Annotated in this window: 27 protein-coding genes; 14 read left to right on the top strand and 13 right to left on the bottom strand. The window is 44.1% G+C overall.

The genetic code is table 11. The annotated features are described in order from the left end of the window. Positions 1–107: 107 nt before the first annotated feature. Both R7P67_RS03200 and yidZ read left to right on the top strand, forming a co-directional pair. Positions 108–1,313: an MFS transporter gene (locus R7P67_RS03200; protein WP_262645927.1), complete on the top strand. Its 1,206-nt coding sequence runs from the start codon at positions 108–110 to the stop codon at positions 1,311–1,313. After that, the gene (gene yidZ / locus R7P67_RS03195) at positions 1,288–2,244 is read left to right on the top strand and encodes an HTH-type transcriptional regulator YidZ (protein WP_213962370.1); all 957 of its coding nucleotides are present in this window, start codon (positions 1,288–1,290) and stop codon (positions 2,242–2,244) included. The genes R7P67_RS03200 and yidZ overlap by 26 nt, the downstream gene beginning before the upstream one ends. Before the next feature lie 246 nt (positions 2,245–2,490). Here yidZ and R7P67_RS03190 read toward each other — a convergent pair whose 3' ends face one another. Continuing rightward, complete coding sequence (locus R7P67_RS03190; RefSeq protein ID WP_262652967.1) at positions 2,491–3,285, bottom strand: AraC family transcriptional regulator; 795 nt, start codon at positions 3,283–3,285, stop codon at positions 2,491–2,493. A 122-nt stretch (positions 3,286–3,407) separates the two neighbouring features. Between R7P67_RS03190 and R7P67_RS03185 the strand changes: the two genes are divergently transcribed. Beyond that, positions 3,408–4,214, top strand: a complete 807-nt coding sequence (locus R7P67_RS03185) for a sulfite exporter TauE/SafE family protein (RefSeq protein ID WP_017635743.1) — start codon at positions 3,408–3,410, stop codon at positions 4,212–4,214. Between the two features lie 123 nt (positions 4,215–4,337). Here R7P67_RS03185 and R7P67_RS03180 read toward each other — a convergent pair whose 3' ends face one another. The 4 genes from R7P67_RS03180 to R7P67_RS03165 all read right to left on the bottom strand — a co-directional run bounded on the left by R7P67_RS03180 (position 4,338) and on the right by R7P67_RS03165 (position 6,971). Continuing rightward, positions 4,338–5,357: an alpha/beta hydrolase family protein gene (locus R7P67_RS03180; RefSeq protein WP_262652965.1), complete on the bottom strand. Its 1,020-nt coding sequence runs from the start codon at positions 5,355–5,357 to the stop codon at positions 4,338–4,340. A 23-nt stretch (positions 5,358–5,380) separates the two neighbouring features. Next, the gene (locus R7P67_RS03175; protein ID WP_309474141.1) at positions 5,381–5,476 is read right to left on the bottom strand and encodes a hypothetical protein; all 96 of its coding nucleotides are present in this window, start codon (positions 5,474–5,476) and stop codon (positions 5,381–5,383) included. 162 nt (positions 5,477–5,638) lie between these two features. Continuing rightward, on the bottom strand, positions 5,639–6,265 hold the full coding sequence (locus tag R7P67_RS03170) for a LysE/ArgO family amino acid transporter (RefSeq protein WP_053350632.1): 627 nt from the start codon (positions 6,263–6,265) through the stop codon (positions 5,639–5,641). A 1-nt stretch (position 6,266) separates the two neighbouring features. Continuing rightward, positions 6,267–6,971 (bottom strand): B3/4 domain-containing protein, encoded by a 705-nt coding sequence (locus R7P67_RS03165; protein ID WP_005389417.1) that lies wholly within the window; start codon positions 6,969–6,971, stop codon positions 6,267–6,269. Between the two features lie 45 nt (positions 6,972–7,016). Between R7P67_RS03165 and R7P67_RS03160 the strand changes: the two genes are divergently transcribed. Then, the gene (locus R7P67_RS03160; RefSeq protein WP_262652963.1) at positions 7,017–7,619 is read left to right on the top strand and encodes a helix-turn-helix domain-containing protein; all 603 of its coding nucleotides are present in this window, start codon (positions 7,017–7,019) and stop codon (positions 7,617–7,619) included. 306 nt (positions 7,620–7,925) lie between these two features. Here R7P67_RS03160 and R7P67_RS03155 read toward each other — a convergent pair whose 3' ends face one another. Beyond that, positions 7,926–9,284, bottom strand: coding sequence for a PLP-dependent aminotransferase family protein (locus R7P67_RS03155; RefSeq protein ID WP_262652961.1), 1,359 nt, complete (start codon positions 9,282–9,284; stop codon positions 7,926–7,928). 161 nt (positions 9,285–9,445) lie between these two features. On the opposite strand from R7P67_RS03155, the gene R7P67_RS03150 reads away from it, so the two are divergent. Next, entirely contained in the window at positions 9,446–10,054 is a 609-nt protein-coding gene (locus R7P67_RS03150) for a LysE family translocator (protein ID WP_213903692.1), read from the top strand. 169 nt (positions 10,055–10,223) lie between these two features. On the opposite strand, the gene R7P67_RS03145 is transcribed toward R7P67_RS03150, so the two are convergent. Both R7P67_RS03145 and R7P67_RS03140 read right to left on the bottom strand, forming a co-directional pair. Continuing rightward, complete coding sequence (locus R7P67_RS03145) at positions 10,224–10,469, bottom strand: hypothetical protein (RefSeq protein ID WP_033906842.1); 246 nt, start codon at positions 10,467–10,469, stop codon at positions 10,224–10,226. 40 nt (positions 10,470–10,509) lie between these two features. Then, a complete protein-coding gene (locus tag R7P67_RS03140; protein WP_005375557.1) occupies positions 10,510–10,725 on the bottom strand; it encodes a DUF3820 family protein in 216 nt (71 codons plus the stop codon). Positions 10,726–10,869: 144 nt separating this feature from the next. Between R7P67_RS03140 and R7P67_RS03135 the strand changes: the two genes are divergently transcribed. After that, positions 10,870–11,178, top strand: a complete 309-nt coding sequence (locus R7P67_RS03135) for a cysteine-rich CWC family protein (RefSeq protein ID WP_080276966.1) — start codon at positions 10,870–10,872, stop codon at positions 11,176–11,178. A gap of 38 nt (positions 11,179–11,216) precedes the next feature. On the opposite strand, the gene R7P67_RS03130 is transcribed toward R7P67_RS03135, so the two are convergent. Continuing rightward, the gene (locus R7P67_RS03130) at positions 11,217–11,561 is read right to left on the bottom strand and encodes a HopJ type III effector protein (RefSeq protein WP_005375560.1); all 345 of its coding nucleotides are present in this window, start codon (positions 11,559–11,561) and stop codon (positions 11,217–11,219) included. Between the two features lie 198 nt (positions 11,562–11,759). Between R7P67_RS03130 and R7P67_RS03125 the strand changes: the two genes are divergently transcribed. Then, positions 11,760–13,529 carry a choice-of-anchor I family protein gene (locus tag R7P67_RS03125; RefSeq protein ID WP_248525419.1) on the top strand — a complete coding sequence of 590 codons (1,770 nt, stop codon included), beginning with the start codon at positions 11,760–11,762 and terminating at the stop codon, positions 13,527–13,529. Between the two features lie 70 nt (positions 13,530–13,599). Here R7P67_RS03125 and R7P67_RS03120 read toward each other — a convergent pair whose 3' ends face one another. Then, positions 13,600–13,938 (bottom strand): 4a-hydroxytetrahydrobiopterin dehydratase, encoded by a 339-nt coding sequence (locus tag R7P67_RS03120; RefSeq protein ID WP_005375563.1) that lies wholly within the window; start codon positions 13,936–13,938, stop codon positions 13,600–13,602. Next, entirely contained in the window at positions 13,928–14,722 is a 795-nt protein-coding gene (phhA, locus tag R7P67_RS03115) for a phenylalanine 4-monooxygenase (protein ID WP_005375564.1), read from the bottom strand. Before phhA ends, R7P67_RS03120 begins: the two co-directional genes overlap by 11 nt. A gap of 222 nt (positions 14,723–14,944) precedes the next feature. Here phhA and R7P67_RS03110 point away from each other — a divergent pair, with 222 nt between their 5' ends. Further along, positions 14,945–16,918 (top strand): acetoacetate--CoA ligase, encoded by a 1,974-nt coding sequence (locus R7P67_RS03110; protein WP_318085868.1) that lies wholly within the window; start codon positions 14,945–14,947, stop codon positions 16,916–16,918. A gap of 149 nt (positions 16,919–17,067) precedes the next feature. On the opposite strand, the gene R7P67_RS03105 is transcribed toward R7P67_RS03110, so the two are convergent. Beyond that, positions 17,068–17,643: a class I SAM-dependent DNA methyltransferase gene (locus R7P67_RS03105; RefSeq protein ID WP_005375567.1), complete on the bottom strand. Its 576-nt coding sequence runs from the start codon at positions 17,641–17,643 to the stop codon at positions 17,068–17,070. Positions 17,644–17,814: 171 nt separating this feature from the next. On the opposite strand from R7P67_RS03105, the gene R7P67_RS03100 reads away from it, so the two are divergent. Both R7P67_RS03100 and R7P67_RS03095 read left to right on the top strand, forming a co-directional pair. After that, positions 17,815–18,693: a LysR family transcriptional regulator gene (locus R7P67_RS03100; RefSeq protein ID WP_005375568.1), complete on the top strand. Its 879-nt coding sequence runs from the start codon at positions 17,815–17,817 to the stop codon at positions 18,691–18,693. A gap of 176 nt (positions 18,694–18,869) precedes the next feature. Continuing rightward, on the top strand, positions 18,870–19,763 hold the full coding sequence (locus R7P67_RS03095; protein WP_053303754.1) for a cation diffusion facilitator family transporter: 894 nt from the start codon (positions 18,870–18,872) through the stop codon (positions 19,761–19,763). A gap of 151 nt (positions 19,764–19,914) precedes the next feature. Here R7P67_RS03095 and yddG read toward each other — a convergent pair whose 3' ends face one another. Continuing rightward, positions 19,915–20,817 carry an aromatic amino acid DMT transporter YddG gene (gene yddG, locus R7P67_RS03090; protein ID WP_005389394.1) on the bottom strand — a complete coding sequence of 301 codons (903 nt, stop codon included), beginning with the start codon at positions 20,815–20,817 and terminating at the stop codon, positions 19,915–19,917. Between the two features lie 120 nt (positions 20,818–20,937). On the opposite strand from yddG, the gene R7P67_RS03085 reads away from it, so the two are divergent. From R7P67_RS03085 to R7P67_RS03070, 4 genes are all read left to right on the top strand, one after another. Then, positions 20,938–21,087, top strand: coding sequence for a hypothetical protein (locus R7P67_RS03085; protein WP_017634379.1), 150 nt, complete (start codon positions 20,938–20,940; stop codon positions 21,085–21,087). A gap of 12 nt (positions 21,088–21,099) precedes the next feature. Further along, positions 21,100–21,750, top strand: a complete 651-nt coding sequence (gene elbB, locus R7P67_RS03080; protein WP_017634378.1) for an isoprenoid biosynthesis glyoxalase ElbB — start codon at positions 21,100–21,102, stop codon at positions 21,748–21,750. Positions 21,751–22,083: 333 nt separating this feature from the next. Continuing rightward, positions 22,084–23,232 (top strand): L-threonine dehydrogenase, encoded by a 1,149-nt coding sequence (gene yiaY, locus R7P67_RS03075; protein WP_064369171.1) that lies wholly within the window; start codon positions 22,084–22,086, stop codon positions 23,230–23,232. A gap of 149 nt (positions 23,233–23,381) precedes the next feature. Then, positions 23,382–24,458: a PQQ-dependent sugar dehydrogenase gene (locus tag R7P67_RS03070; RefSeq protein WP_064369170.1), complete on the top strand. Its 1,077-nt coding sequence runs from the start codon at positions 23,382–23,384 to the stop codon at positions 24,456–24,458. Positions 24,459–24,589 lie beyond the last annotated feature (131 nt).

Here is a 24,589-nt window from a genome sequence, read left to right as displayed (position 1 = left end):
CGTTACTGATGTCGTATATGGAAATACCTGTTGTCAGAAAGGTAACGCGCCAAGATGAGTAATGTTGCATATCATCCTCGTAAGCCCAATTCCTTCACGAGGTAGTAATGGAAAAAATTAATTTATCCCGATATCTGATATGTAGCTTCGCCTTTGTGTTGCTTTATCCTACGGCAATAGATCTCTACTTGGTTGCTTTACCACAAATCGCCCATGACCTGTCTGCCAGCGAATCACAACTTCATATTGCTTTTTCTATTTACCTCGCTGGTCTAGCATCGACTATGGTTTTTGTTGGGCGAACTGCTGATTGTTTAGGACGCAAACCTGTTGCCATTTGCGGTGCAGTGATTTTTACCCTTGCATCAATGTTCGCGGGCTCTGCTGAGACCAGTAATAGCTTCCTAATAATGCGCTTTTTCCAAGGCGTAGGTGCCGCATGTTGCTATGTAGTGGCCTTTGCCATTTTGCGTGACACTCTAGGGGACCCAGAGCGAGCTAAGGTTCTATCGATGCTCAATGGAATTATCTGCTCTATCCCAGTACTTGCCCCCGTGATCGGCAATCTGATTATGATCAAGTTTCCGTGGCCCGTGTTATTCACTGCCATGGCGATAATGGGTGTTATGATAGGTTTAATTGCTTGCTTTGTCTTAAAAGAAACCTTGCCTAAAACCAAGCGCACAACTTTAAATGTGAGTGAAGCTTCGGACGAATCACTATCTAACCGCTTTTTCATATCGCGCGTTATTTATACATCTTTAGGCGTCACAGCTATTCTCTCTTATGTAAATACGTCACCAATGATAATAATGGATTCAATTGGTTTTACTCGAGGCGAATATTCAACAACGATGGCACTACTCGCGATGGTAGGTATGACGACATCGTTTTCAGTTCCATTTGCTCTTTCTTGCTTCAAACAAACCACATTGATGTTCGCTGCACAAATGACCAATTTTCTGTCGGCTATCGTTATTCTCGCGGCTCACTTAAATAGCGATAGTCCGACACTTTATATGGTAGGATTCACTCTGCTCAGCATGAGTTTTCCAATGGGGTTTGGTGTGGCGATGAGCCAAGCGTTAAGCCAGTTCTCACGCAAAGCTGGACTTGCAAGCTCTATGCTTGGCATAGGTCAGGTTTCTTGGTCTGCACTTTACATTTGGTTGATGGCGACGTTAGGTGTGTCGGCCGTGATGATGTTAATGATAGCGTTGGTTGCTAGTGGCGTTATTGGACTCTCCGTAATATTATTATTTCCAAATCATAACGTTAGTGAGCCTCATGAAGAAATCTCTTGCCCGACTTGATCTTAATTTACTGCTCACTCTGCAATTGCTACTGCAAGAGCAGAGTGTTACTAAAACGGCGAAAAAACTTAATGTAACTCCCTCAACCGTGAGTAAGTCTTTAGGCAAATTGCGCGCTTGGTTTGATGACCCGCTTTTTGTTAATACGCCGCAAGGCCTAAAGCCAACAAATCTCGCGACAAACGTGCAAGTGCTTTTGTCAGACTGGATGCAGATCAGTAACCTGATTGTTTCACACCGAGGTGATGATGTTCCAAGCGGAGTTAAATTTCATCTTGGAGTAGAGTCGCCATTGTCACTCATCATGGCGGATGAACTGACCAAACGAATCCATGATTTTTATCCAGACTCAACGGTAAAGTTCCATAACTGGGATTACGACTCGTTAGACGCCATTACCAGCGGTGAAGTGGATATTGGTTTTACTGGCCGTGAAAGCCATCCTCGCTCCAAAGAGTCGTTAGAACTGCTCCCGTATTTTATTAATTTCGAAGTGCTGTTTTCGGATTTACCTATGGTGTATGTCCGCAAAGATCATCCTGCGCTCAAGCAAGAGTGGAATTTGGATACTTTCTTAAGCTATGCCCACATCAATGTAGCATGGGAGAAAAATGACAGTTGGGCATTGGATGAGATCTTGGCTGAACAGGGATATACTCGAAACGTTAGCCTAACGATGGCGAGTTTCGAGCAAGCTTTATTTGTTGCAGAAAAGCCCGACCATCAAATGTTAACCACAGCACCAAAGTATTGTCAGCGATACTGCGAACAGCTTCACCCCAACTTAATAGCGTTGCCTATCCCCATTGCCGAAGATTATCAGCACAAGCTACTGATTCCATTTACTATGATTTGGCACAAACGCAATAACAAGAACCCTAAAATCGTGTGGTTGAGGGAGACGATAAAGAGCCTGTATGGCACAAGTTGAACGATTAATTTTTTAAATACAATTTAGAACAGCCTCCCTCTTAATGCTATCAATAGCCGTAGGAGTGAAGTCTTGCCTTCCATTAGATTAAGTATTTTAAAATCTTGAACTCTATTATCCACTTCGAAATTGATTTCAGCTCATGCGGGCAGAAAGAAGCTAGAAGCACTTGCATATGTTGCGTGAGTAAATGAATGTAAACCTCAGTACATAAAAACGAACCTAATTTAGGTAAGCTCTTGGCAACTATATGCCACGACTCGAAAAGTAACGCGTGGGTGAATCGCCATAGACCCGACGAAACATCGCAATAAAGTTACTGGGCGTCGAATAACCTAAAGCATGTGCAATATCTCCCACCGATTCCCCTCGAGCTATCATTTCTAATGAATGTATTAGCAGTACTTGTTGCCGCCATTCACTAAAACTCATGTTTAACTCACTTCGAATCAATCGTCTTAACGTCCGAGATGAGACTGCCCCAATATTGGCCCAATGCTCTACAGAATGCTTGCTGTTTGGGTCTATTAAAATTGCTTGAATAACTTTTTGCAGTCTCGGATCTCTGGGCAGTGGGATGTGGAGTGACTCATGAGGGCTATTGACGATTTCATCGGATATTACGGCGAGAATACGTAAAGACTGTATGGATAGATCGTCTGTTTTGCTCCATATCGATGCTCTAACCGATAGGGCTTTCAACACATCGCTAAGTTGGATCACACAAGGTCTCATTGGAAACCGCTCACAACTCTCTGGAGTAAACAGTAATGAACGACCTTTCAGAGAACCACAAAAATAAACACTGTGCATCGCACCCGGGGGGATCCAACCAGCTCGGTGAGGTGGTAGTATCCACGTTCCTTCATCGGTTTTGACCTGAATTAGCCCTTCATCTATACACAGTAACTGGCCTCGATGATGACTGTGCCAATTATGTGGCCGTTGATCCAAATGGTTGAAGTCGCTCCTTTCATGCTGCCACTCCTTAACGATCAGTGCGGCGCCATTTTTCCATTCGCTGTAATCAGAGTTTGTCACTTTATTTACTCAATTCCATTTTGGCCATTATTCATTATTTTCTGTCCTCTTAACGTTACCATAGCAAGTTAGCGTTCGAGTAACATTTTAGCAACGATCATTTTATCGAAGGCAGAACCATCATGAACGAACCTATCTTTATTATCTATTACATTACAGCAGGCTTGGGCATTGGCTTTCTCGCTGGACTCGTTGGTGTGGGTGGTGGTGGAATGGCCGTCCCTATTTTTGCGTTTCTATTTTCACTACAGGGAATAGCTGATACGGAAGTAGTGCATCTTGCGTTAGGAACATCAATGGCTTCGATGATTATTACAACATTGGGCAGCATGCGCGCTCACTACAAAAAAGAGAATGTAGACTCGACAATGGTAGGAAAAATGTTGAGCGGAGTTCTAGTCGGAACATTTTGCGCCACATTCGTAGCATCGTATCTACAAGGAGTCTATCTGGCAGGCTTTTTCAGCGTATTCATGTTGTATGTTGCTTATAAGATGTTTCTCAACACTGAAAATGAGTACAATCCGAACCCACATGGGGCTATCGGTAATATCACTGTAGGCTCGGTGATTGGCTCTGTATCAGCACTTGTCTCTATAAGCGGTGCGGGGTTGATCATCCCCTATCTTGTCCAGCAAAATTTTGAGGTAAAACGTGCTATTGGTACCTCTGCTGCGATAGGTTTCCCTATCGCGCTGTCAGGAAGCCTCGGTTACATGTTAAACGGATGGGGAAACACAGATTGGAACAACTTAGTATTAGGATACATATACCTTCCTGCAATGCTCAGCTTCTCCATTAGTAGCTACTTAACTACTAGCCTCGGCGTGCGTTGTGCAGAGTATTTCCCAAATAAAGTTCTTAAGAAAATCGTTGGTATTTTGTGTGTTCTTCTAAGTTTCAAAATGTTGGTACAAGTACTTAGTTAGAGCAAATAACACGGTCACTAGTAGGCCTTGCACTATGGTGAAAGGATAAGCCTGCAAAAACTTACTTCTCGCTTTGCTGGTCCAAGCACACAATGTGTAAGAAAGCTCCTCATTGTTGCACTCTTATGACTTTGTTAACCTGGCCAGAATTACATCCAAAATGTGCTGATGATTGTCCTTTCTGGAAACCTCGTCACGCTCCTGGCAAAGTGCTTCCTCCCCTTCTGATGCGAGAATTTTAATGCCACGCTCAGTACATTCTGCGAACGCACTAAACTGACTCGCATTGGGGATCTCTTGAATTGTCACATTGGGAAGAGCAACAAGTGATTCGGCTGGTGTCAGTGCGGGATGTAGCCGATCAGAGAGCGCCACCACGGTGATAGCATTGTTCATCAAGGCCAGAGTTTCAGGGACAAAAGTTTTCGTTAGCTCAGGGTTGATAACGACGACCGATTTCAGTTTGTTTTCAGACTGAAATCGGGGGAATTTTTGATCCGGGATGCTGGTAATATCAACGTTATTTTCACGTAACCAATGACAGTCTACATTGGTGGCGTTGTGACACGATGTTCGATATTTCTCCGGGCTTATTTGCGCTCCGGAGAGCATCAGCATAGATGTGCCGCCCAGAAAAAAGCCGACCCCCTGCACTGCATCAGTATCTGCGCCTCCGGACAGTATCCCGACCGAACTTAATTCGTTCAGCCCAAGCACCAAATCACTGGTTCTGAATGTGATTTCATCAACAGCCATTTCTGCATTGATTTCGTTCGGTGCAGGAGGCTTTGGTACCACAACGACATAACCTTGTTGCGCCAGGCTCGAGGCTATCCAACCACTGTGGGAAAACGCTGACCGTGTTCCGCCCTGCGACAAAAGCACAACGGGAAATTTTCCACTTGCTAAAGGGGCATCTAACTGCGTTTCGACTGATTTAAAAATGTTCCCCCTACCAAACGTGAAATTGTTTTTTTCGTTCGTTGTGGGATACCAATAATAGACTTCTACTGGCTTATCTCTGTCTTCACTGAATCCCGTTTTGATTGTTAGCGCAGAATGGTATTTCGGCTCATTCGTACTGGCGCTGGCACTGACACACAATGTAGCGAGTAGAAAAGACATTATTATTTTGGTTTTCATTTTTCCCTCAGCCGGTCAACACATTATTCTGCACGGCATCTAGAAAAATAACGCGCAGGAGATTCTCCATATATTTTGCGAAACATAGCAATAAAGTGACTCGGAGTCGAGTAACCCAAAGCAAGTGCCTACTTTGAACTGCGCCAGCACTCTCTTAGACAGAAATGATTTAGAGCATTTACTTAAATTAGCAAAATGCGAATAACTTCTGGTATGGAAAATCTGTGTCCAATCTGGCAGGAGCAGTTTAGTTATTGGAAATGCAGCTTTATCGAGACGTTCTATATGTATTGGCTTAACAGAGGTGTTGCGAGCTTCAATGCAATACCAAACATGATGCATGAAATCGCAGAATCTAAAATTCTCCATGTTCTTGGCTTACTAAAAAGTGGGATCAACTTGTTAGCCAAATACACTAATCCATAAAACCAGATCCCTGATGCAATCAGTGCCCCTATAACAAACAATAGTTTTTCATCAGGTTCCATTTGAGCAGTCACACCACCAAGGATCACCACCGTATCCAGATAGACATGTGGATTTAAAAAAGTGATAGCCATCGCCATTAAAACGACTTTTAACCAACTCTGGGCAATGTCCGAATTTTCCAACTCTAGGTGACTTGAACCATTCCATGCTGATTTTGCAGATTGGTAGCCATACCAGAAAAGAAATACTACGCCGCCAAGAGTCAAAAGGTCTTTCCATAATGGTGCTTTATAGAGCAGTGTCCCTATACCAAGTACACCAGTACTGATCAGTAGAATGTCTCCAAGAAAGCAGATAGTGGCAACGGACAGTGCGTATTGCTTTTTTAATCCGCACTTTAATAGAAACGCATTTTGGCTACCGATTGCGACAATCAAACTTCCAGAAACAACGGCACCCGTTAACAAAGTATTTATCACATCAAACCTCAATGGATTTTGAAGCAAACACCAACGATTGCTCTATCACTGAATCAGGCATGATCACTTGCAAGTGTTTAATCATTTCTTGCCCCGCCTCCTGCAAGCGTTCTAGTGGCATTTCAGGCAAGCTTTCTAGAATAAACCACATGTTACGTGTGTCAGATTCAATTCGGGTTCTGACACCCTGCCTCCAGTTCCAACGACGACAAGTAACGCCTACTTCATCGCGCCAAATTACTTCCCCAACATCAGGGTTTTCAATTGAAGCCTCACCATTTTTCATGGTGTCAAAGGATTCAGAGCCATCTGCGATAGTGAGTGTTGGCGTTCCTTGATAACTGTCCATATCTTCACCACCTACGGGTATGGCGTATCGAATACTGATGGCATTATAAATATCCACAATAGGGTCAATGCTCTGCATTCCTCCATCTTTCAATACTCGTTTTCGCAGTGCAGCAGCCGAGCAAGGGGTTCGATTTGGTTTAGCGCCAAATTGACGAAAAACGTCTCCCCACGCATTGATGTGTGATTCTGCCCATGGATAGTCGTTCTCAATGACGGAAGTACATGCTTCTTGCAGAACCCGTTTTGCATACTCTTGGCTCTGAACTTCCGTTCCTTTAACGGATATGCTCAATGCTTTGAACTCTGGTGCAATCTGGGAAATTCGAGCATCGATTGACGGCACTACAACAACCATTAGATAATTCCTTCAGTGATTCATTTTCATGCAAGATACATTACAATGACCAAAAAAGTCAATATATCGACCAACAGTGGCACTGATGCTGATTTCATTAATCAAGCGGTAGCCGCAAGGATCAAGGAACATCGAAAAAGGCTCAAGTTGTCACTGGATGCCCTGTCAAAAAGAGCAGGGATAAGTAAAGGCATGTTAGTAGAAGTAGAGAAAGGGGCAGCTAACCCTAGCATTTCGACGTTGTGTAAACTGTCTGCTGCCCTTGGGATTTCGGTTGCCGATATTGTGAATGTTGCGAGTAATCCAACAGTCAACATCATTGATAAAGAGGACATTCCAACGCTTTGGACTGGCGAGCACGGTGGTAGCGCAAAACTTCTGGCGGGAACAAGCGGCCCAGATATGATTGAGTTGTGGCGCTGGAATATGAAACCATCAGAAGTTTTTGAATCAGCAGGTCATCCACAAGGTACGTTTGAACTTTTTCATGTTGAGTCTGGAATACTCACTTTGAATATTGATGGGAAAGCCATAGAACTGCATGAAGGTCAGTCTGCTATAGCTAAAACGGATGTCCCTCACAGCTACTCAAACCAAGCAGATTCGGATTTAGTTTTCACTATGAGCGTTGCTGAGTTACATCGATAAGCCCACTCATTTAGAGGCGAGTTCAAATAAGATTTATTAAGGCAAAGCCATACTCACAATAGATGGATTAGTACTAGCCCCAAGTAACAATGGGGCACTTTTGCGTTGGAAAGTACTCAACATGAAGGTTCTCGACAAAGATGAATCAACTCGATGCTGTCCAAAAGACGTCTAAGCGAGTTTCAGATTTCAAGTAACTTTTGAGACTTTGAGCACAACTTTGAGCACTTTATGTATATCGGTGTGTTCAATCCTAATAGAGCATTGAATAGTTAGATATTGAGCAATCCATGTGAACTATGAAACTTAAGTTAACCGTTTGATTTGCTCTCTTACGATATCTAAAGCTGATTGCAATTGTAATCGGCTTAATGGACCTGCAAGTGATATCCTCACTGCTGCTGGCACTTCATACCGACCCACAGCAAACATTTCCGCTTCCCTCACTCTGACACCATGTTTCAACAACGACTGATTAAAGTGATACCCTGTTAATGGCTCAGGCAAAGGTAGCCACACATTGTAACCAGGAACACCAATCTGGATTTCGGGAAATACTGCCTTCCAGATCCGATGACGTGCACTGAGTTCCATCGCTATCTCTCTGTCCACGGCTTGCATAGCTCCGCTAGTTAACCAACGACAAACAAGGTCAATTATCAAAGGGCTAACATACATACAACTGGCTCTTAGCGCACGTTGCAGTAAATCTTTGAACGACAGAGGCAGAATGATGAAACCCAGCCGCAATCCACCTGCAAAGTACTTAGAAAAACTGCCCACGTATAAGGTAATATCTGGAGCGATAGCAACTAAGGGACTCTTTCGATGAGACGGTGGGCAGTAGAGAACATCGTCCTCAATGATCAACACATTATAACGACGACATATCTCTATGATTTTTAGTCTTCGGCTATCCGTTAACTGAGCTCCGGTCGGGTTCTGTATTCCCGGCGTAAGATAAAGCAGTTTTGGGCGATGCCTCTTACAGTGCAAAGCCAGATCTTCTGGATCTAATCCATGTTCATCGACTTTTACTGGCACTAGCTTTCGTTCGGATTGCTGACATGCATAGATGAACTCTGGATAACACAGCCCTTCAGCAAGAATTGTATCTTTAGGGCGGCTCAGAGATTGAATAATCAACGATATCCCGTGTTGCCCTCCATGAGTCCACACTAGACGCCGTGAATCAATATCGATATTGAATTTGGTCATCAGCCATTGTCGAAGAGTCTCGTTATGACCCTGAATGCCATCAGCGGAGTAGTAATCCAGCACGGCTGCCTGCGCAATTTCCTCGTGTGATAGCTCTTTCAACGCATTCGCAAGAAATTTCGGCTGCGATAATAGCAAAGGTCGGCAACGTGCCAGATCAATGCCTTTTTCTTCCAATACCGGATGATAAAAGTGGTTCAGTTCAGTTTCTCTGTTACGTACATAAGTACCGCTTCCTACTTTTGGTTCCGTTAAGCCCCTCCGCTCTAGCTCCCTATATGCCCTCGTCACCGTTCCAACCGTCACACCTAAGCGATAAGATAAAATACGCTGAGGAGGTAATTTAGTGTCTGGTTCGAGTTCACCACTCTCTATCACCTCAGCAATCGCATCAGCCAGTGCCATAAACTTAGGTCCGGAACGACCCGATATATCAGGGACTAACATTGTCTCTCTCCGAAGGGGTACAATTAATTCTTGTATTCAGGATAAATAAGGCCTGACGAAAATGAAATCAAAGAATTGTCACCATGACGCATTAACTGTAGGTCTCTCTCACTTCATCCCTTTATTCTTGGCTTATCAGCACTAATTTGAGAAGAAAAGAAATGACAACATTATGGGACCTAACTCCAGCGATGAGTTTATTTGCGTTTGTCACCGCCATAACACCCGGCCCAAATAACTTATTGCTCGCCAACTCAGGGGCACAATTTGGTATAAGGAAATCATGGCGACACCTAATTGGTATCCGTATTGGCGTAATAGGGTTAATTCTGCTTTGTGCATGTGGTGTCGGTGTTGCCCTACAGACTCATCCAAGTTGGTATCTCGCTATAAAATACATCGGTCTGGTTTACATGTTCTGGCTGATGATTAAGCTGCTATGTACCAACCCTTTCGCAGGCAAACCCACTAAAAGCAAACCAATCAACGTAACTCAGGCTACGTTGTTTCAACTGGGTAATATGAAGGCTTGGATGGCATCACTTGCTTTGGTCACAAGTTATAGTCTCCCTTCTAACTATTGGTTCTCTGTTACATTGATTACTTTCGTCTTTACGACATTCGGACTGTTTGCAAATATTACTTGGGTCTGGGTTGGTCAAAAAATTCGTATTTATCTCAATACCGTATTAAGACAGCGCGTGTTCAACATCAGCCTAGCGACGATAACATTCATATCATTGTTACCAGTTTTGGGGCACTCTGCCTGAATGGCAAAGAGCAGAGTTTTGTATGTATAAAATTGCCAATTATCTAAATTCGCATTTCGAGGCGTAACACACTTTGGGACAAAAAAGAGTCAGCCTAACGGTCTGGCTCTTTTGAATGAAAATATAGTCTGGTGGGAGAACTTGTAAGGCTGTGGCAGGTTACACTCACTTACTCCTTAGGCAGGTGACCAGTTTCCTTCGCAAGCTTTTGCATCGCCTCGGCAAACGTTGTTGTCCCGCCTTTAGCTTTAAGCTGTATTACCTTATATCCCAACTTTTCCAACGCTTGGCGCTCTGCCAAAACAGCTTTGTCATTGTGTTGGCTACCTTGAGCTGGCTGATGAATGTAACATCCTTCTAGTTTACCATCTTCGACCAATTGGTGATGTTTCAGTGCATCGATATCAAAATTCATAATAAGTCTTTTCATTAAGAGTGGGAGTTTCTGTGGCTAGTTACATACGCTTCAAAGGCTTCACGACACTATCTAAGCCTTCAATTTTGAGCGCTAAACATAGCTTGAGCAAATCCCCTAGCTCGCCGCTTGGCCAGCCCTTTTTATCAAACCACAGTAAGTATTCTTCAGGCAGGTCGATTAACACTCGCCCTGCATATTTCCCAAATGGCATTTGCATTCTAGCGAGTTTAATGAGGTTTTCTTTTTCTAACATAAGTGACAGAGAGTTAAGGTAACTCGTCCAAGGGTAACACTGGTTCTCCCTCCTCACCAGCAAATCGCAGTCACGTTTATTTTTGGCGGCCTTGACTCGCTTTATGCTAGAGTACGCGGCATAAAAAATGAGAACGAGAAAGCAATGAAGTCACCTTGTCGAGCTGCATGTAAAAATAACGCCGGAATATGCTCTGGTTGTCACCGAACGATGGATGAAATCATCCAATGGAAAGACAAAACCGATCTCCAACGAGATGCGATTATCGAACAAATCGCAGGAGAAGATTCAACGCACAGTTGTCCTGAGTGCGGGACTCAAGCCCATTGTGATATCGCCGCAGGCAAAGAGACATGCTGGTGCTTTACTATAGAAACCCGTGATTTACCCAAGCCAAGCGCCAACCAGCTGTGTTTGTGCCGAAAATGTCTAGAAAAAAAGCCAGTCGCGTAATACGACTGGCTTACTGATCATCGTTTTCTGACTGGTGTTTATTTAGCGGTTAAAGCGGACGCTTCAAACTTAATGCCTTCCCACCCTGTCACCATAAAATTACGAATATTCTGGTGATCGCTGTTCTCTGGATGCTGCAATACATCTTCACGATAAAAACGGCCAAAGCAGGCTAGCGTCGCTTCTTTGTCTAGGTTGTTTAGCAAACCGAAAGCGAAGATCTTACACGAACCGTTGTTCTCGCCTGCATTGTTTTGTGTCTCACCATTTACAAAAGCGGTTGGCTCAAACGTATAGTTATCTTCGATCACCGCCATCGTTGCTTCAAATTCGACCTGCTCTGGTGACGCTGCCAATAAATCTAAAAACGATTTTAATTCCATTATTCCTCTATCCCTACTTCATCATTTTGATGACACATTAGTTTCATAAAAAGCCAATATAAGAGTCATCAATCATACATATATTCAGAGCCTTACCAAATCACACGTCATTCAGCGTTCCATCATTCCAGTGCGGAAATGGACAGCAGCATAAAACCCATGCTGATTGACAACCTATCGGATTGATAAGGAGATATCATGATCACCCCTTTAAAGGCAATCGGTGTACTCGCATTGTCATCACTTGCCATCGCGTGTTCATCACAACCCGAAGATACCGTGGCTTCATTCGCTACACAATGCAAACCTACCACTGCACCCGTTACTGGGGAAACGTCAATTCAAGGGTTAACGTTTATCGGAACATCCGTTGCTGATGCTCCATTCGACACATCGGCAGCTGAAATCGTGAGTTATGACGCCTGTACAGATAAGCTCTATGTGGTTAATGCTCAAGCAAAACGTGTCGATGTAATGTCTATGGATGACAACGGCGTACCAACGCAAAGCGCATTCATTGATCTCAACAGCGCTGGCGAAGCAGCGGGCATTGAAATTGGCGCAGCAAACAGTGTCGCTGTATTCAATGGTTTGGTAGCTGTTGCGATTGAAAACAGTAATAAACAAGCGAATGGTATTGTTGGCTTGTACCGCTCCGACAATTTGTCATTAGTCATGACGTTTCCAACAGGCGCATTGCCAGACATGGTTGGCTTCTCGAAAGATGGCCGATACATCGCAACCGCTAATGAAGGAGAACCAAACAGCGATTACAGCATTGACCCTGAAGGTAGTATCACTTTGATCGATCTGAGCCTTGGTGTTATTCAAGCAGAAGTGTCACAAATTGGCTTTAACGAATTTGATGATTCACGAAAAGCAGAGCTTCCAAAGAATGTGCGTATTTCGGGGGCAAACGCCACCATCGCACAAGATCTAGAGCCTGAATACCTCACTTTTGCAGATAACGGTAAAATCTATGTCGCGCTACAAGAAAATAACGCCATGGCAATCGTCGATCCAGAGAGCAAATCGGTAGAAAAAATTGTTGGCTTAGGTGAGAAGTCTTGGTCGGGCGCTAAACTCGATGCATCCAACAAAGACAAAATCATTGGGAACTTGAAAAGCTACCCACAACTGGTTGGCTTATTTATGCCTGACACTATCGACAGCTACTCAGTGAATGGGAGTACTTACATCGTATCTGCAAATGAAGGCGACGGGCGTGAGTACGGATTCAAAACCACTCAAGAACTGTGCGACAAAGCTGGCTTTATGTGGGATGAAGACGATTACCTTGGTACAGATGAATACACATCTGAGCAAGGGAGCTGTTTAAGCCATATTGATGAAGTGCGCGGTAAGAAGCTGAAAGTAGCAGCAGAACACCCATTGGCAGAGGCACTAAAAGACAACAAACAACTCGCGCGTTTAAAAGTGATTAAGCCGGAACAAACGCTTTCTGCACAAGAGAATGTTCAATCAATTGGCGCGCGTTCATTCTCGATTTGGGATGAAAACGGCAAGTTGGTCTTCGATAGTGGTGACGATTTCGCGACTATCGCGCTGCTGAATGAAGGCAAGAACTTCAACAGCACCAACGATAACAATAATAGTGGCGATGACCGAAGTGATGATAAAGGTATTGAGCCAGAGGCGATTGAAGTAGCACAAATTAACGGTCGTCATTACGCGTTTATCGGCTTGGAGCGTCAAGGCGGTATCATGATTTATGACATCACAGACCCGAAACAAGCGCAGTTTATGCATTACGTAAACCGCCGTGATTACAATCAGCCAGTATGTACAGAAGTCGAAGATGGCGAATGCATGAACGACACATACAATCCAAAAGCAGGCGATTTAGGTCCAGAGTCCATTAATTACTTTACCCGTAACGGTGGTCATTTTATCGTCGTTGGCAATGAGGTATCGGGCACGACATCCGTCTTCCGAATCAATCTATAAAGTAATGTAAAAGTCATTCAGAACCAAAACGCCCGACGTAAGCCGGGCGTTTTTTGTATGAGGTAATGTCCTACTCTGCCGATGCTAGCGCGTCACACTTTGATGCGCAGATAAAATCGTTTTTATGCAGACCTTTGATAGAGTGACTCCACCACGTTACGGTAACCTTACCCCACTCCAACAAAATAGAAGGATGGTGGAACTCATCTTCTGCCAGTTCCGCGATTTTGTTACTGAAAGCCCATGCTTGTTTGAAGTTCTTAAATTTATACACCTTTTCTAGTTGAGGTATGTCTTCTCTTTCAATGATCTGCCAATCAGACAATTGCAGCAGCAGAGATTGTTGTTCTTCTTTGCTTAGTGCAATGGCATCGATACTACAAGCTTCGCATTTTTGTTCATTCAACATGAGCAGGTTCCTTTGGTTCAAAAAGTGGAGGAAGCAGTCCAGCTTCAATCGCTAGATCGGCTTGTTTCAATAAATTTAACTGACTAATTTTAAAGAGCTGAGAAAAGTCATCAATCACGTAATACTTCGGTTGCATGATGTCGATACGATAAGGCGTTCTCAGCACTGTTTGTAATTCAAATGGGTCGCGAATTGCTGCATCACTCTCTAATGCGTAGAGGGTTTCGCCAGGAGATGAAAGAATACCACCACCGTAAATTTTGGTTTTGTCCCCTTCTTTCACCAAACCAAACTCTACGGTAAACCAGTAGAGACGAGCGAGATAGGCTCTTTGTTTTGGGGTAGCGGCTTGCCCTAGTTGACCATAATGCTCGGTAAATGCAGCAAAGTCTGGGTTGGTTAACATCGCGCAATGACCAAATATTTCGTGGAAGAAATCTGGCTCCTGTAAGTAATCGAACTCATCTCTTGTACGCAAGAATGTGGCGACTGGAAAGCGCTTATTACCGAGTAGATTAAAAAATCGGTCGAAATCAATAAGCGCGGGAACGGGCTCCACTTGCCAACCTGTTGTCTCCATCAAGACACGATTAATTTCTGGCAACTGAGGAACGCGGTCTTGAGGTAAATCAAGCAGCGTCAAACCGTGTAAATAAGCCTCACAAGCTCTGTTTTGGATCACACCCATTTGTCGTGTTACCAAATCTCGCCAAATGGCGTCTTCTTCACGGCTCCATTCAACCCTGCCTTCCTGGTTTACGGGTTTAGAACGATACTGGGTCATGGCTCATCTCCATTAACAAATCCTTTACATTAAGCCTATCTGTAGTCTTAAGAGCTTCCAATCCCTACGCGATTTTCTCAGCATCATCCCGATGTAACATATTGTTTACAATGCATCGTAACTGCATGATTTTTATGACACGATATAATATCTGGCTTGTTTGACTTTATCGTGTATTCCTCTCAAACTAAAACCTGTTATCACTTTGTTATAGAGGGAACTATGCGCGAGAGCAGCAAAGTATGGCAACCGAGCGAAAGTCGTATCGAAGAAGCCAACATTACACAGTTTATTGAACACATTAATCGACAAGGAAATACCCTTGAAAGCTTCGCTGATCTGCATCAATGGTCACTCGATCATGTAGAAAAATTTTGGCAGGAAGTTTGGCTATTCTGCGACGTCATTGGCACTCAGGGAGAGACCATAAAAGAGCGAGCAGAAAGTCGCTGGCAGCAACCTGTTGAAAATAGGGATATAAAATGGTTCCCAAACGCGCAAATTAACTACGCCGAAAATTTGCTAACCTACGCGTGTCACCAACCCGATGATCTCGCTATTTGGTTTGAAAATGAACGTGAAGAAAAACAGACCTACACCTGGAAACAATTGTGCGAAGAAGTTTCGAGTGTGCAGCAATGGTTGAAAGAATGTGGAATTAAGCAAGGTGATGTCGTCGCTGGTTATTTACCTCACCTACCTCAAACGGTGGTAGCTATGCTAGCAACCACCAGTTTGGGGGCGACCTGGACTTCCACCTCACCTGATTTTGGCGTCGAAAGCGTTTTGGAACGCTTTGGTCAAGTGAAACCCAAAATCCTGTTTACTTGTGATGGCTATACATTCAATGGCAAAACTTTCGATATGTCTGAGAAAAACCAGCATATTGCGGATCATCTTGATGGTCTTAAACAAGTTTGCCAAATTAGCTACCTTAAACCACACATTTTTGAATGCGATGTCTGCACCCAAGATTGGCAAAACGTCCTGAATCAATACACACCCGAAGCGCTGACTTTTACTCGTGTGAATTTTAACGATCCGCTATTTGTGCTTTATTCTTCAGGCACAACAGGCAAACCGAAATGCATCGTTCATTCCGTCGGCGGAACGGTGCTTAATCACTTGAAAGAGCATCAACTGCATTGCGATATTCAACCGAACGAACGCGTGTTTTATTACACGACCTGCGGTTGGATGATGTGGAACTGGCACGTTTCTTCACTCGCGAGCGGTGCATGTTTGGTGATTTTTGATGGTAGCCCTGTTTACCCCACTCATGATGCGCTCTGGGACCTCGCAGAACGAGCCGAAGTGACGCTGTTTGGAACCTCAGCAAAATACCTAGAGGCGCTGGAAAAAGCATCTTTTTCTCCGCAGAAAAGTGATGCATTTCCAAGTCTGAAAACCATTTGCTCAACGGGCTCTGTTCTGTATCCAGAACAGTTTGATTATGTCTATCAGCACATTAAAGAAGATGTACACCTCGCCTCGATTTCTGGCGGAACAGACATTTGTGGCTGCTTTGTATTAGGCAACCCTATTTCTCCCGTTTATCGGGGAGAGTGCCAATCAGCAGGGTTAGGGGTCGATGTCCGAGTCTTTAACCCACAGGGTAATAGCGTAATGGGAGAGCGCGGTGAGTTGGTTTGCGCCAATTCATTACCCAACTTCCCTGCTGGCTTTTGGAACGACACCGGTGAGAGATATCATCGCGCTTATTGGGATAAATTCGACAATATTTGGCACCACGGCGATGATGTTGAACAGACCAGCGTTGGGGGATACATGTTTTATGGTCGAAGTGATACCACGTTGAATCCCGGTGGCGTAAGAATCGGCACGGCCGAAATCTATCAGCAAGTGAACTGTATAGACGGTATTCTAGATTCGATCGCAGTAGGAAAAGAAGTCGATCGCAACGAACAAATATGGCTGTTTGTCCAATTAGTCAAAGGGGTAGAGCTCAATGACGAGATGATCGCTTCCATCAAAGCACAGCTAAAGTCTGCATGTTCTCCAAGGCATGTACCTAGTGCGATTTACGCAATAAGCGATATACCTAAGACACGCTCAGGAAAGCTGGTCGAGTTAGCCGTTAAGCAAGTCGTTAACAACCGAAGCGTCGAAAATTTCGGCGCAATAGCCAACCCTGAAGTGCTGGAGGAGATACGCAGGATAGTCGTCTCAAAATAACCTCCGAAGACTTAGTTGTTCGAGTATGTCCTTGCCTGCACCACGACGACTTGTTTAGAGCAAGTGAAGTTACATATACCCTCAGCAGATAAGAAAAAAGCGAGCTTGTTAGCTCGCTTTTGTCATTTTGTGTTCTTTATTCAGCAGTATTAGCGGCGACCAAGCCCCATTAATACCGACATTGTTTTACCGTCAGATACAATGTCAAAAACGTGTTGCGATTCAACTTCAGTAAAGCCTGCTTCTTTCAGTGCACGCTCAGACTTCGCAAGGGTAAAACCGTCTTGTTCACATTCTGCAATCCAATCAAAATGAACAAAATAGCCGCCGTGGTTAAGTAGAGAATGCGAGATCGTTAATGACGCGTCTAAGTCTTCCACGAACGCTAAAACTGATGATGCAACCACCAAGTCGAACTGTCCACGAAACGCAGGGTGCTGAGCAACCAAGCCGCGAGATAATGCATCTACCACAGGTTCTACGTTGACGAGCTCTTTTTTATCGAGTTCCTCAATCATGGCTTCCGATGCGTCTAATGCTACGATGTCTTTAACCATCGGTGACAATCGTTGACTTAACTGCCCTGTTCCGCATCCAAAATCTAGTACTTTAATGCCATCAAGCTGAGTTAGCTGTTGTAACTGCTCAAACACCGACTGCGCAAATTGCTCTGTTGCTGGATTTGATTCCCAGTTTTTTGCTAAGCCGTCCCAATCTTGTGCCATCGTGGCCTCCATGTTCACTTTTTGTAACCCACATAGATTACCGCAAAACCGTTAAAAGACCATAGACTTATCTGGCGGATTCGCGTTTTTTTCGATAATCTTTCATGGCTTTGGGAGCGCATCTGCATAATACCCAAATTATTTGAATTCATTTATTGGTTGTGTCAAATCATGAACTTAACTCAAGTAGAAGCCTTCTGCACCATCGCTGAGTGTGGTTCTGTTTCTGAAGCGGCAAGGCAACTCGACTGCAATCGTACCAAACTCAGTATGTCGATTAAGGCATTAGAGAAAGATCTCGACGTTGAATTGTTTAACCGAACTGGCAACCAGCTCACCCTCTCTGAAGCTGGGAAAGCCATTTACAAAGATTGCGAACACCTACTTATCATCGCACAACGGGTCAGAAAGACCTGCGCTCAAATCTCGGAAGGGTTTAACGCGGAAGTTTGGGTAGCACGTGACGACTCCTTACCTGATGATCTCTGGCAAGAATTATCTCATACATTGAATAACCGCTTTCCTTCAACAACCTTCAACTTAATCTTGGCATCCAGTGGCGACTTAGCCAACTTGGTCAGTACCCACCAAGTAGATTTTGCTTTCGGCGTTGATTATGAGCGAGTAGACGATCCCCGTATCGTATATAACCCATTAGGCAAGATACGTATGATGTCAGTATGCAGTGTAGAACACCGCCTAAGTAAGATGCGCCGTGTCTCAGACGAAGATCTACGTAGTCAGATGCAAGCACTAATGGTGTACCTAAATGAGAAAGACAACCCTGAACTGCAACCTTTCTCGACTCGATATATTGGTTTTTCGAGTTTTGACTACATGCTGAACACCATCTTAGAAGAAGACGCTTGGGGCGTGCTTCCAGAACCATTAATCCGCCATTACCTTCGTCAGCAGAAGCTCGCCGTTATCAAACACACATACGGATTGACGCAAGAAGACTACTGTATGTTTTCACCTAACGGCCATACTGAGCATCCAGCAATGACGTGGTTAGCAGATAAATTGAGCGAGTATTTATTTGACTTCTAAACATTTTATCAGTGAGCGTCAATTTTACTGACACCAAAAAATAACAGTAAGCCATTGTTTTATAGGAATATAAATAAAAACGCAATTTTTTAGACTAGTTACTGGTCACTTTGTGGTTGCCTAAATTACCTTATGAGCGAAGAATAGTAAGGTATTAAAATTCAAAGGCATCTTTTATGTGTGACAGGACAAGCAAAAACGAAAACCGTATTCTAACCATTTCAGCCCTTTTGGCATCTGGGTTCGCTGCTGGTGGTATGGTACTTGGCTTGCTTGTAGGATCAATTGTCATCGTGTTTGACGGTGTTTACTCTTTGGTCAGCTTACTGTTAACTTTATTGTCACTGGCCGCTTCTTACTATATTAACAAGCCTTCAAAATCTGTATTCCCATTTGGAAAAGCGGTCTTAGAACCAATCGTTATTGCGATAAAAGCAGCCGTCATTTTAGTGGTTGTAAGCTTCTCTCTCTACTCTGCGATATCAGCATTGATGTCTGGAGGTCGCGAGGTCGATGCTTCTATTGCGACCTTATTCGGCATCGTGAATGTTATCGGTTGTGGTTACGCTTGGTGGTTTATGGCGAAACGCAGCCGCCGCTTCTCATCAGGCTTGATTGAAGCGGAGAAAAAACAGTGGCAAATGGATACTTTGTTGAGTGTGGCGGTGACCGTAGGATTTATCTCGGCTTGGGCTGTTTCACTAACGCCATTCTCTGAGTATGCGGTATATGCCGACCCCATGATGATGGTTTTAATGGGCTTTTACTTCCTCAAAGTACCGTTCGATATGCTAGTAGGTGCCTTACGTGAACTACTAATGATGGCACCAAGCAAAGAGCTGTGTCAGAGCGTTGGCAAAGATGTTCTTGAGATTGAAAAAGTAACTGAGCATCAATTGAAACTGGCTGGCGTAACGAAGGTGGGCCAAGAGCTACGAGTAAATGTGGACGTACATATTGATGACGACACATTGGAGCTTGATACACTAGAGCACACTCGTAAGCAGCTTATCAAGCGACTGTCGAAGCACAGATTCAAGCTTCAACTACACTTGAACGTCGCTTATTAGAGTGCCACCAAAGAGCCGTTAAAACTCAATAAAAAGCTCCCAATCTCGGGAGCTTTTTTAATTTTTTCGATTTAGTTTCTTCGTATTCGAATACAGCTCGCAAGGGAGATCTGTTCGTTGCTCACTTAAATTCTCTGATCTCGTTGGTAACTTACCCAGCCGCTTCGCGCTTCTCTTTGGTGACTAACCAACACATCAGCGAGCCCACCGTTACCATCACAACGCCCTGCCAAAAGCTATGGCTCAGAGTTACGCCAAGAATAATGGAAGAAAATAAAGCGGAAAAAATGGGTGTGAAGTAAGACAAGGTGGCGAGAAAAACCATATTGCCGCCAACGATCGCGATATTCCATAAACCATAACCACCAGCCATTAAAGCCGCAGAGGCCACTAAGTACCCCATCGCTTCCCAACTGAATGTCATTGGTGGCTCATCCGTAAACGCGTATTTGACCCAAAGCGAAACAGCTGTTGCAATAAAAAACAGGGTAATCGCATTATGTTTAGATTGCTGCCTTTGGGTTAAGTTGCAATAAAAAGCCCATATAACCGCGCCAGCGAAAGCCATAAAATACACCAGAGGGTTACTACTAACATTGGACATGATCTGAGTTATGGATAAGCCATTCTCACCGCTCACAGTCCAAGCAACCCCAACAAACGCCAGCGTAACTGCGGGATAAAGCAACCAGTTTGTTTTTTTATTGCTGCCAAGGACCGCAAATAAAACCGTCAGTGCGGGCCAAAGGTAATTGACAATCGACACCTCAATTGCCTGCGCGCGCGAGTTGGAATATCCCAAAGATAGAGCGAGAAATATTTCATAACAGACGAACATCGCACCACCAAGCGCAAGATACTTGGGAGAAAAGTAAGACAACTTTGGAATACCGACCACGATAAGAAGGAAAACAGAGCTAAGAGAGTACAACATGGCTGCCCCGCCTACAGGACCTAAACTCTCCGTAACCAACCTCGCGATGCCAAGCAGACAACTCCAAGAGAGAATCGCGATACAACCATAAAGTGTGAAACGAAATTGCACTGATTTCATGTGACCTACCACTCACGAATGCCAAAGGAAACGTCAGCTTAACTCAAAAATGATCAGGTTCAACGTACTGTTTTATAAAAATCAGTATAAAAATCATTCTATTAAGCCGTTGGAGTCGATATGAAACATTTTCTGCCCTCTAGTGTTATGCTTACACCCTTTGTTGTGCGCTACTATGATGAAGATGACAACGAGAGTGAAAACGTTAAAACACATTCGGAAACGCATGGTCTAGATAGCGAAGAGCAATCTAAGGAACGTTCAGAGTAAAGGAATCCAAACATGAAAAAAGTCGCAGTCATTTTAAGTGGTTCAGGCGTTTACGACGGTTCTGAGATCCACGAAGCAGTGTTGGCGCTCTACGCCATCGAGAAGGCAGGTGCAACTTGGCACTGCTTTGCACCTAACATTGACCAACTCCACGTCATCAATCACCTAACTGGTGACGAAATGGATGAAACACGTAACGTATTGATCGAATCAGCTCGTATTGCACGCGGAAATATTGACGATGTCGCCAAACTTAACGTCGATGAATACGATGCCCTACTGCTTCCAGGTGGGTTTGGTGCCGCGAAAAACTTAACCGACTTCGCCGTTTCAGGTGCAGAGTGCTCCATTAACACACACGTAGCTCAAGCTTGTCGCGCGTTTGCTAATGCGAAAAAACCAGCTGGCTATCTGTGTATTTCTCCTGTCATTATTCCGATGATTTATGAGCAAGGCGTGAAAGGAACGGTAGGCAACGATGAGGCAGTCTCAATAGCATTTAATCAAATGGGCGGTGAACACACCACGTGCCCTGTCGAAGACATCGTTTTTGATGAAAAACACCTCGTACTTTCAACCCCTGCTTACATGTTGGCAGAGAATATCTCTCAAGCGGCTTCAGGTATCGAAAAGTTAGTATCAAAACTGATTAAAATAGCTTAATTATTAGTAGTTAGCTTATAAAACACTTCCCTATCCCCATTGATAATTAAGTTATTAATGGGGATTTTTTATACTTTAGTCGAATTTAGAGATATATCCGCGTCAGAAGTCAATTTCTGCCAATCGTTTGCGTCCATAGTTTCATATTTGTTCTACTTTATATCAGTGTTGCACTTATACGCAGTGCAACAAGATCACTGTCACAGTTTTTCTCTTGCAAGTACCTCTAAGTGGGTAAACTTGCTTTAGATCAACTTCAATCTGGAAACGAATGTGCGACAGTAAATGGCAAATTAAGAAAGATTATTAAAAATAACGACGGAGCTATCCAATATGACAAGTGCATTTTTTATCCCTACGGTAAACCTAATGGGCGCTGGTTGTTTGAAAGACGCAGCAGACAGCATCCAATCTCAAGGCTTTAAAAAAGGTTTGATCGTTACGGATAAGATCCTTAACCAAATCGGTGTAGTCAAACAAGTTCAAGACCTTCTCACTGAGCGCGATGTAGCAACCGTTGTGTTTGATGGCACTCAACCAAATCCAACTATCAGCAACGTTAACGACGGCTTAGCACTTCTTACTGATAACGAATGTGACTTCGTTATCTCTCTAGGCGGCGGTTCACCACACGACTGTGCGAAAGGTATCGCGCTTGTTGCTTCTAACGGCGGCAAAATCTCAGATTACGAAGGCGTAGACCAATCTGCAAAACCAATGATGCCACTTATCGCGATCAACACGACGGCGGGTACTGCATCTGAAATGACGCGTTTCTGCATCATCACTGACGAAGAGCGTCACATTAAGATGGCTATCGTTGATAAGCACACAACACCGCTTATCTCGGTAAACGATCCAGAGCTAATGCTCGCTAAACCTGCTTCGCTAACTGCGGCAACAGGTATGGATGCCCTAACTCACGCGATTGAAGCTTACGTATCTATCGCGGCAACACCAATCACTGATGCAGTAGCAATCAAAGCGATTGAGCTTATCCAAGCTTACCTACGCACAGCAGTGAAAAACGGTGAAGATCTAGAAGCTCGTGAACAAATGGCATACGCACAGTTCATGGCGGGTATGGCGTTCAACAACGCTTCTCTAGGTTACGTACACGCAATGGCACACCAGCTAGGTGGTTTCTACGACCTTCCACACGGTGTTTGTAACGCGATTCTTCTACCTCACGTACAGCGTTACAACGCGCAAGTATGTCCTGAGCGTCTACGTGACGTAGCAAAAGCAATGGGCGTAAACGTAGAAGGCATGTCTGCTGAAGAAGGTGCAGCGGCAGCAATCGACGCTATCGTTACTCTAGCGAAAGATGTGGGTATCCCAGCAGGTATTAAAGAGCTTGGTGCGAAACTAGAAGACATCCCAACACTAGCAGACAACGCACTGAAAGACGCTTGTGGTTTCACTAACCCTAAACAAGCAACTCACGAAGAAATCTCTAAGATCTTCGAAGAAGCGATGTAATCTCGCTACATAAACAATTCTCTAGCCTTAATTCAATCCCCGATCTCGTATCGGGGATTTTTTACATTCATATACAAGTGAATCTCTGCCAAACATAGTCTTTTAGTGTTAGCTTTTAAGTATTAACACGATTCATATTGGAAGGAACCATGAGAACGATTGCTGCTACCCTACTCGCTTGTTTATCCTTTTCTGCCAACACTGCCGAATACCGCGCCAACGAAGTGGCGAGTGGATTTCAGATCCCTTGGGGGATCGAGTTCTTAGATAATCAACGCGTTATCGTCAATCAAAAGAACGGTACGGTTTCGTTGCTGGATATCACCACAGGCAAACCTCAAAAGCTGTTTAACGTCCCCGATGTGAACACCAGTGGACAAGCCGGCTTATTGGATGTTGCGCTCGCACCGAATGCCGATACGCAAAACCCGCAACTCTTCTTTACCTACAGCAAGCGCACAAGTAAAGGCAATACGGTGGCGTTAGCGACGGCGCAATTGCAAAACAATCAACTTGTGGGTTGGAACGATCTCTTTGTTGCTGATGCCATCACCGACACAGGGCGTCACTACGGCAGTCGAATTTCATTTGTTGACGACAAAGTTTACTTCTCAATCGGTGACCGTGGCGAACGTGATAATGGGCAAGACACTCAAACCCATGCTGGCAGTATTCTACGCCTTAATCTTGATGGTTCGGTTCCGCAAGACAACCCATTCAAACCTTCCCAAGCTCTTCCTGAGATATGGAGTTACGGGCACCGCAACCCACAAGGTATGTTTTACGACGAAGCAACAAAACAGCTGTGGTCGATTGAACATGGACCACGCGGTGGCGATGAAATTAATCTAATCAAGAAAGGCGCGAACTACGGCTGGGCAAAAGTCTCTCATGGTAAAGAATATTGGGGACCGTTGGACGTTGGGGAAGCTAAGTCGTTACCGGGAATGGAAGATCCCAAGCTGGTATACGTCCCTTCTATCGCGCCCAGTAATATGATTTTGTACCGTGGTGATAAATACCCAGAATTGGACGGGAAAATCCTCGCAGGCGCATTGAAACTGGCGCACATCAACGTGGTTTCTATTGATAATGGCAACCTTACCGAATCAAAAAGATTAATGGAGAATCTTGGTGAGCGAATAAGAGATATAACCATCAGCCCCGATGGTTATATCTACTTTTCTACCGACAGCGGCAAAATATTTCGTCTTGAGGAAAGGTAATCAAACACTAAAATCGTTAAGACTATTTAATTTGTGACGTACTAGTGATTTATTTTCGTACAATCTAAGCAGAAGAATCTAAACTTAACAATAACCTTTTGTTTTTTAAAACGATAGTTCGGTTAAGTTGT

This window comes from Vibrio sp. Vb0937 (genome assembly GCF_033338855.1).
Note: the sequence above shows the minus strand (reverse complement) of the source record. Positions and strands in the feature narration are given on the sequence as shown.

What these genes read in the sequence shown, in the direction of transcription:
- R7P67_RS03200 (WP_262645927.1), top strand. Translation starts at nt 108, where the DNA reads ATGGAAAAAATTAATTTATCCCGATATCTGATATGTAGCTTCGCCTTT.
- yidZ (WP_213962370.1), top strand. Translation starts at nt 1,288, where the DNA reads ATGAAGAAATCTCTTGCCCGACTTGATCTTAATTTACTGCTCACTCTG.
- R7P67_RS03185 (WP_017635743.1), top strand. Translation starts at nt 3,408, where the DNA reads ATGAACGAACCTATCTTTATTATCTATTACATTACAGCAGGCTTGGGC.
- R7P67_RS03180 (WP_262652965.1), bottom strand. Translation starts at nt 5,357, where the DNA reads ATGAAAACCAAAATAATAATGTCTTTTCTACTCGCTACATTGTGTGTC.
- R7P67_RS03165 (WP_005389417.1), bottom strand. Translation starts at nt 6,971, where the DNA reads ATGGTTGTTGTAGTGCCGTCAATCGATGCTCGAATTTCCCAGATTGCA.
- R7P67_RS03160 (WP_262652963.1), top strand. Translation starts at nt 7,017, where the DNA reads ATGACCAAAAAAGTCAATATATCGACCAACAGTGGCACTGATGCTGAT.
- R7P67_RS03155 (WP_262652961.1), bottom strand. Translation starts at nt 9,284, where the DNA reads ATGTTAGTCCCTGATATATCGGGTCGTTCCGGACCTAAGTTTATGGCA.
- R7P67_RS03150 (WP_213903692.1), top strand. Translation starts at nt 9,446, where the DNA reads ATGACAACATTATGGGACCTAACTCCAGCGATGAGTTTATTTGCGTTT.
- R7P67_RS03145 (WP_033906842.1), bottom strand. Translation starts at nt 10,469, where the DNA reads ATGAATTTTGATATCGATGCACTGAAACATCACCAATTGGTCGAAGAT.
- R7P67_RS03140 (WP_005375557.1), bottom strand. Translation starts at nt 10,725, where the DNA reads ATGTTAGAAAAAGAAAACCTCATTAAACTCGCTAGAATGCAAATGCCA.
- R7P67_RS03135 (WP_080276966.1), top strand. Translation starts at nt 10,870, where the DNA reads ATGAAGTCACCTTGTCGAGCTGCATGTAAAAATAACGCCGGAATATGC.
- R7P67_RS03130 (WP_005375560.1), bottom strand. Translation starts at nt 11,561, where the DNA reads ATGGAATTAAAATCGTTTTTAGATTTATTGGCAGCGTCACCAGAGCAG.
- R7P67_RS03125 (WP_248525419.1), top strand. Translation starts at nt 11,760, where the DNA reads ATGATCACCCCTTTAAAGGCAATCGGTGTACTCGCATTGTCATCACTT.
- R7P67_RS03120 (WP_005375563.1), bottom strand. Translation starts at nt 13,938, where the DNA reads ATGTTGAATGAACAAAAATGCGAAGCTTGTAGTATCGATGCCATTGCA.
- phhA (WP_005375564.1), bottom strand. Translation starts at nt 14,722, where the DNA reads ATGACCCAGTATCGTTCTAAACCCGTAAACCAGGAAGGCAGGGTTGAA.
- R7P67_RS03110 (WP_318085868.1), top strand. Translation starts at nt 14,945, where the DNA reads ATGCGCGAGAGCAGCAAAGTATGGCAACCGAGCGAAAGTCGTATCGAA.
- R7P67_RS03105 (WP_005375567.1), bottom strand. Translation starts at nt 17,643, where the DNA reads ATGGCACAAGATTGGGACGGCTTAGCAAAAAACTGGGAATCAAATCCA.
- R7P67_RS03100 (WP_005375568.1), top strand. Translation starts at nt 17,815, where the DNA reads ATGAACTTAACTCAAGTAGAAGCCTTCTGCACCATCGCTGAGTGTGGT.
- R7P67_RS03095 (WP_053303754.1), top strand. Translation starts at nt 18,870, where the DNA reads ATGTGTGACAGGACAAGCAAAAACGAAAACCGTATTCTAACCATTTCA.
- yddG (WP_005389394.1), bottom strand. Translation starts at nt 20,817, where the DNA reads ATGAAATCAGTGCAATTTCGTTTCACACTTTATGGTTGTATCGCGATT.
- R7P67_RS03085 (WP_017634379.1), top strand. Translation starts at nt 20,938, where the DNA reads ATGAAACATTTTCTGCCCTCTAGTGTTATGCTTACACCCTTTGTTGTG.
- elbB (WP_017634378.1), top strand. Translation starts at nt 21,100, where the DNA reads ATGAAAAAAGTCGCAGTCATTTTAAGTGGTTCAGGCGTTTACGACGGT.
- yiaY (WP_064369171.1), top strand. Translation starts at nt 22,084, where the DNA reads ATGACAAGTGCATTTTTTATCCCTACGGTAAACCTAATGGGCGCTGGT.
- R7P67_RS03070 (WP_064369170.1), top strand. Translation starts at nt 23,382, where the DNA reads ATGAGAACGATTGCTGCTACCCTACTCGCTTGTTTATCCTTTTCTGCC.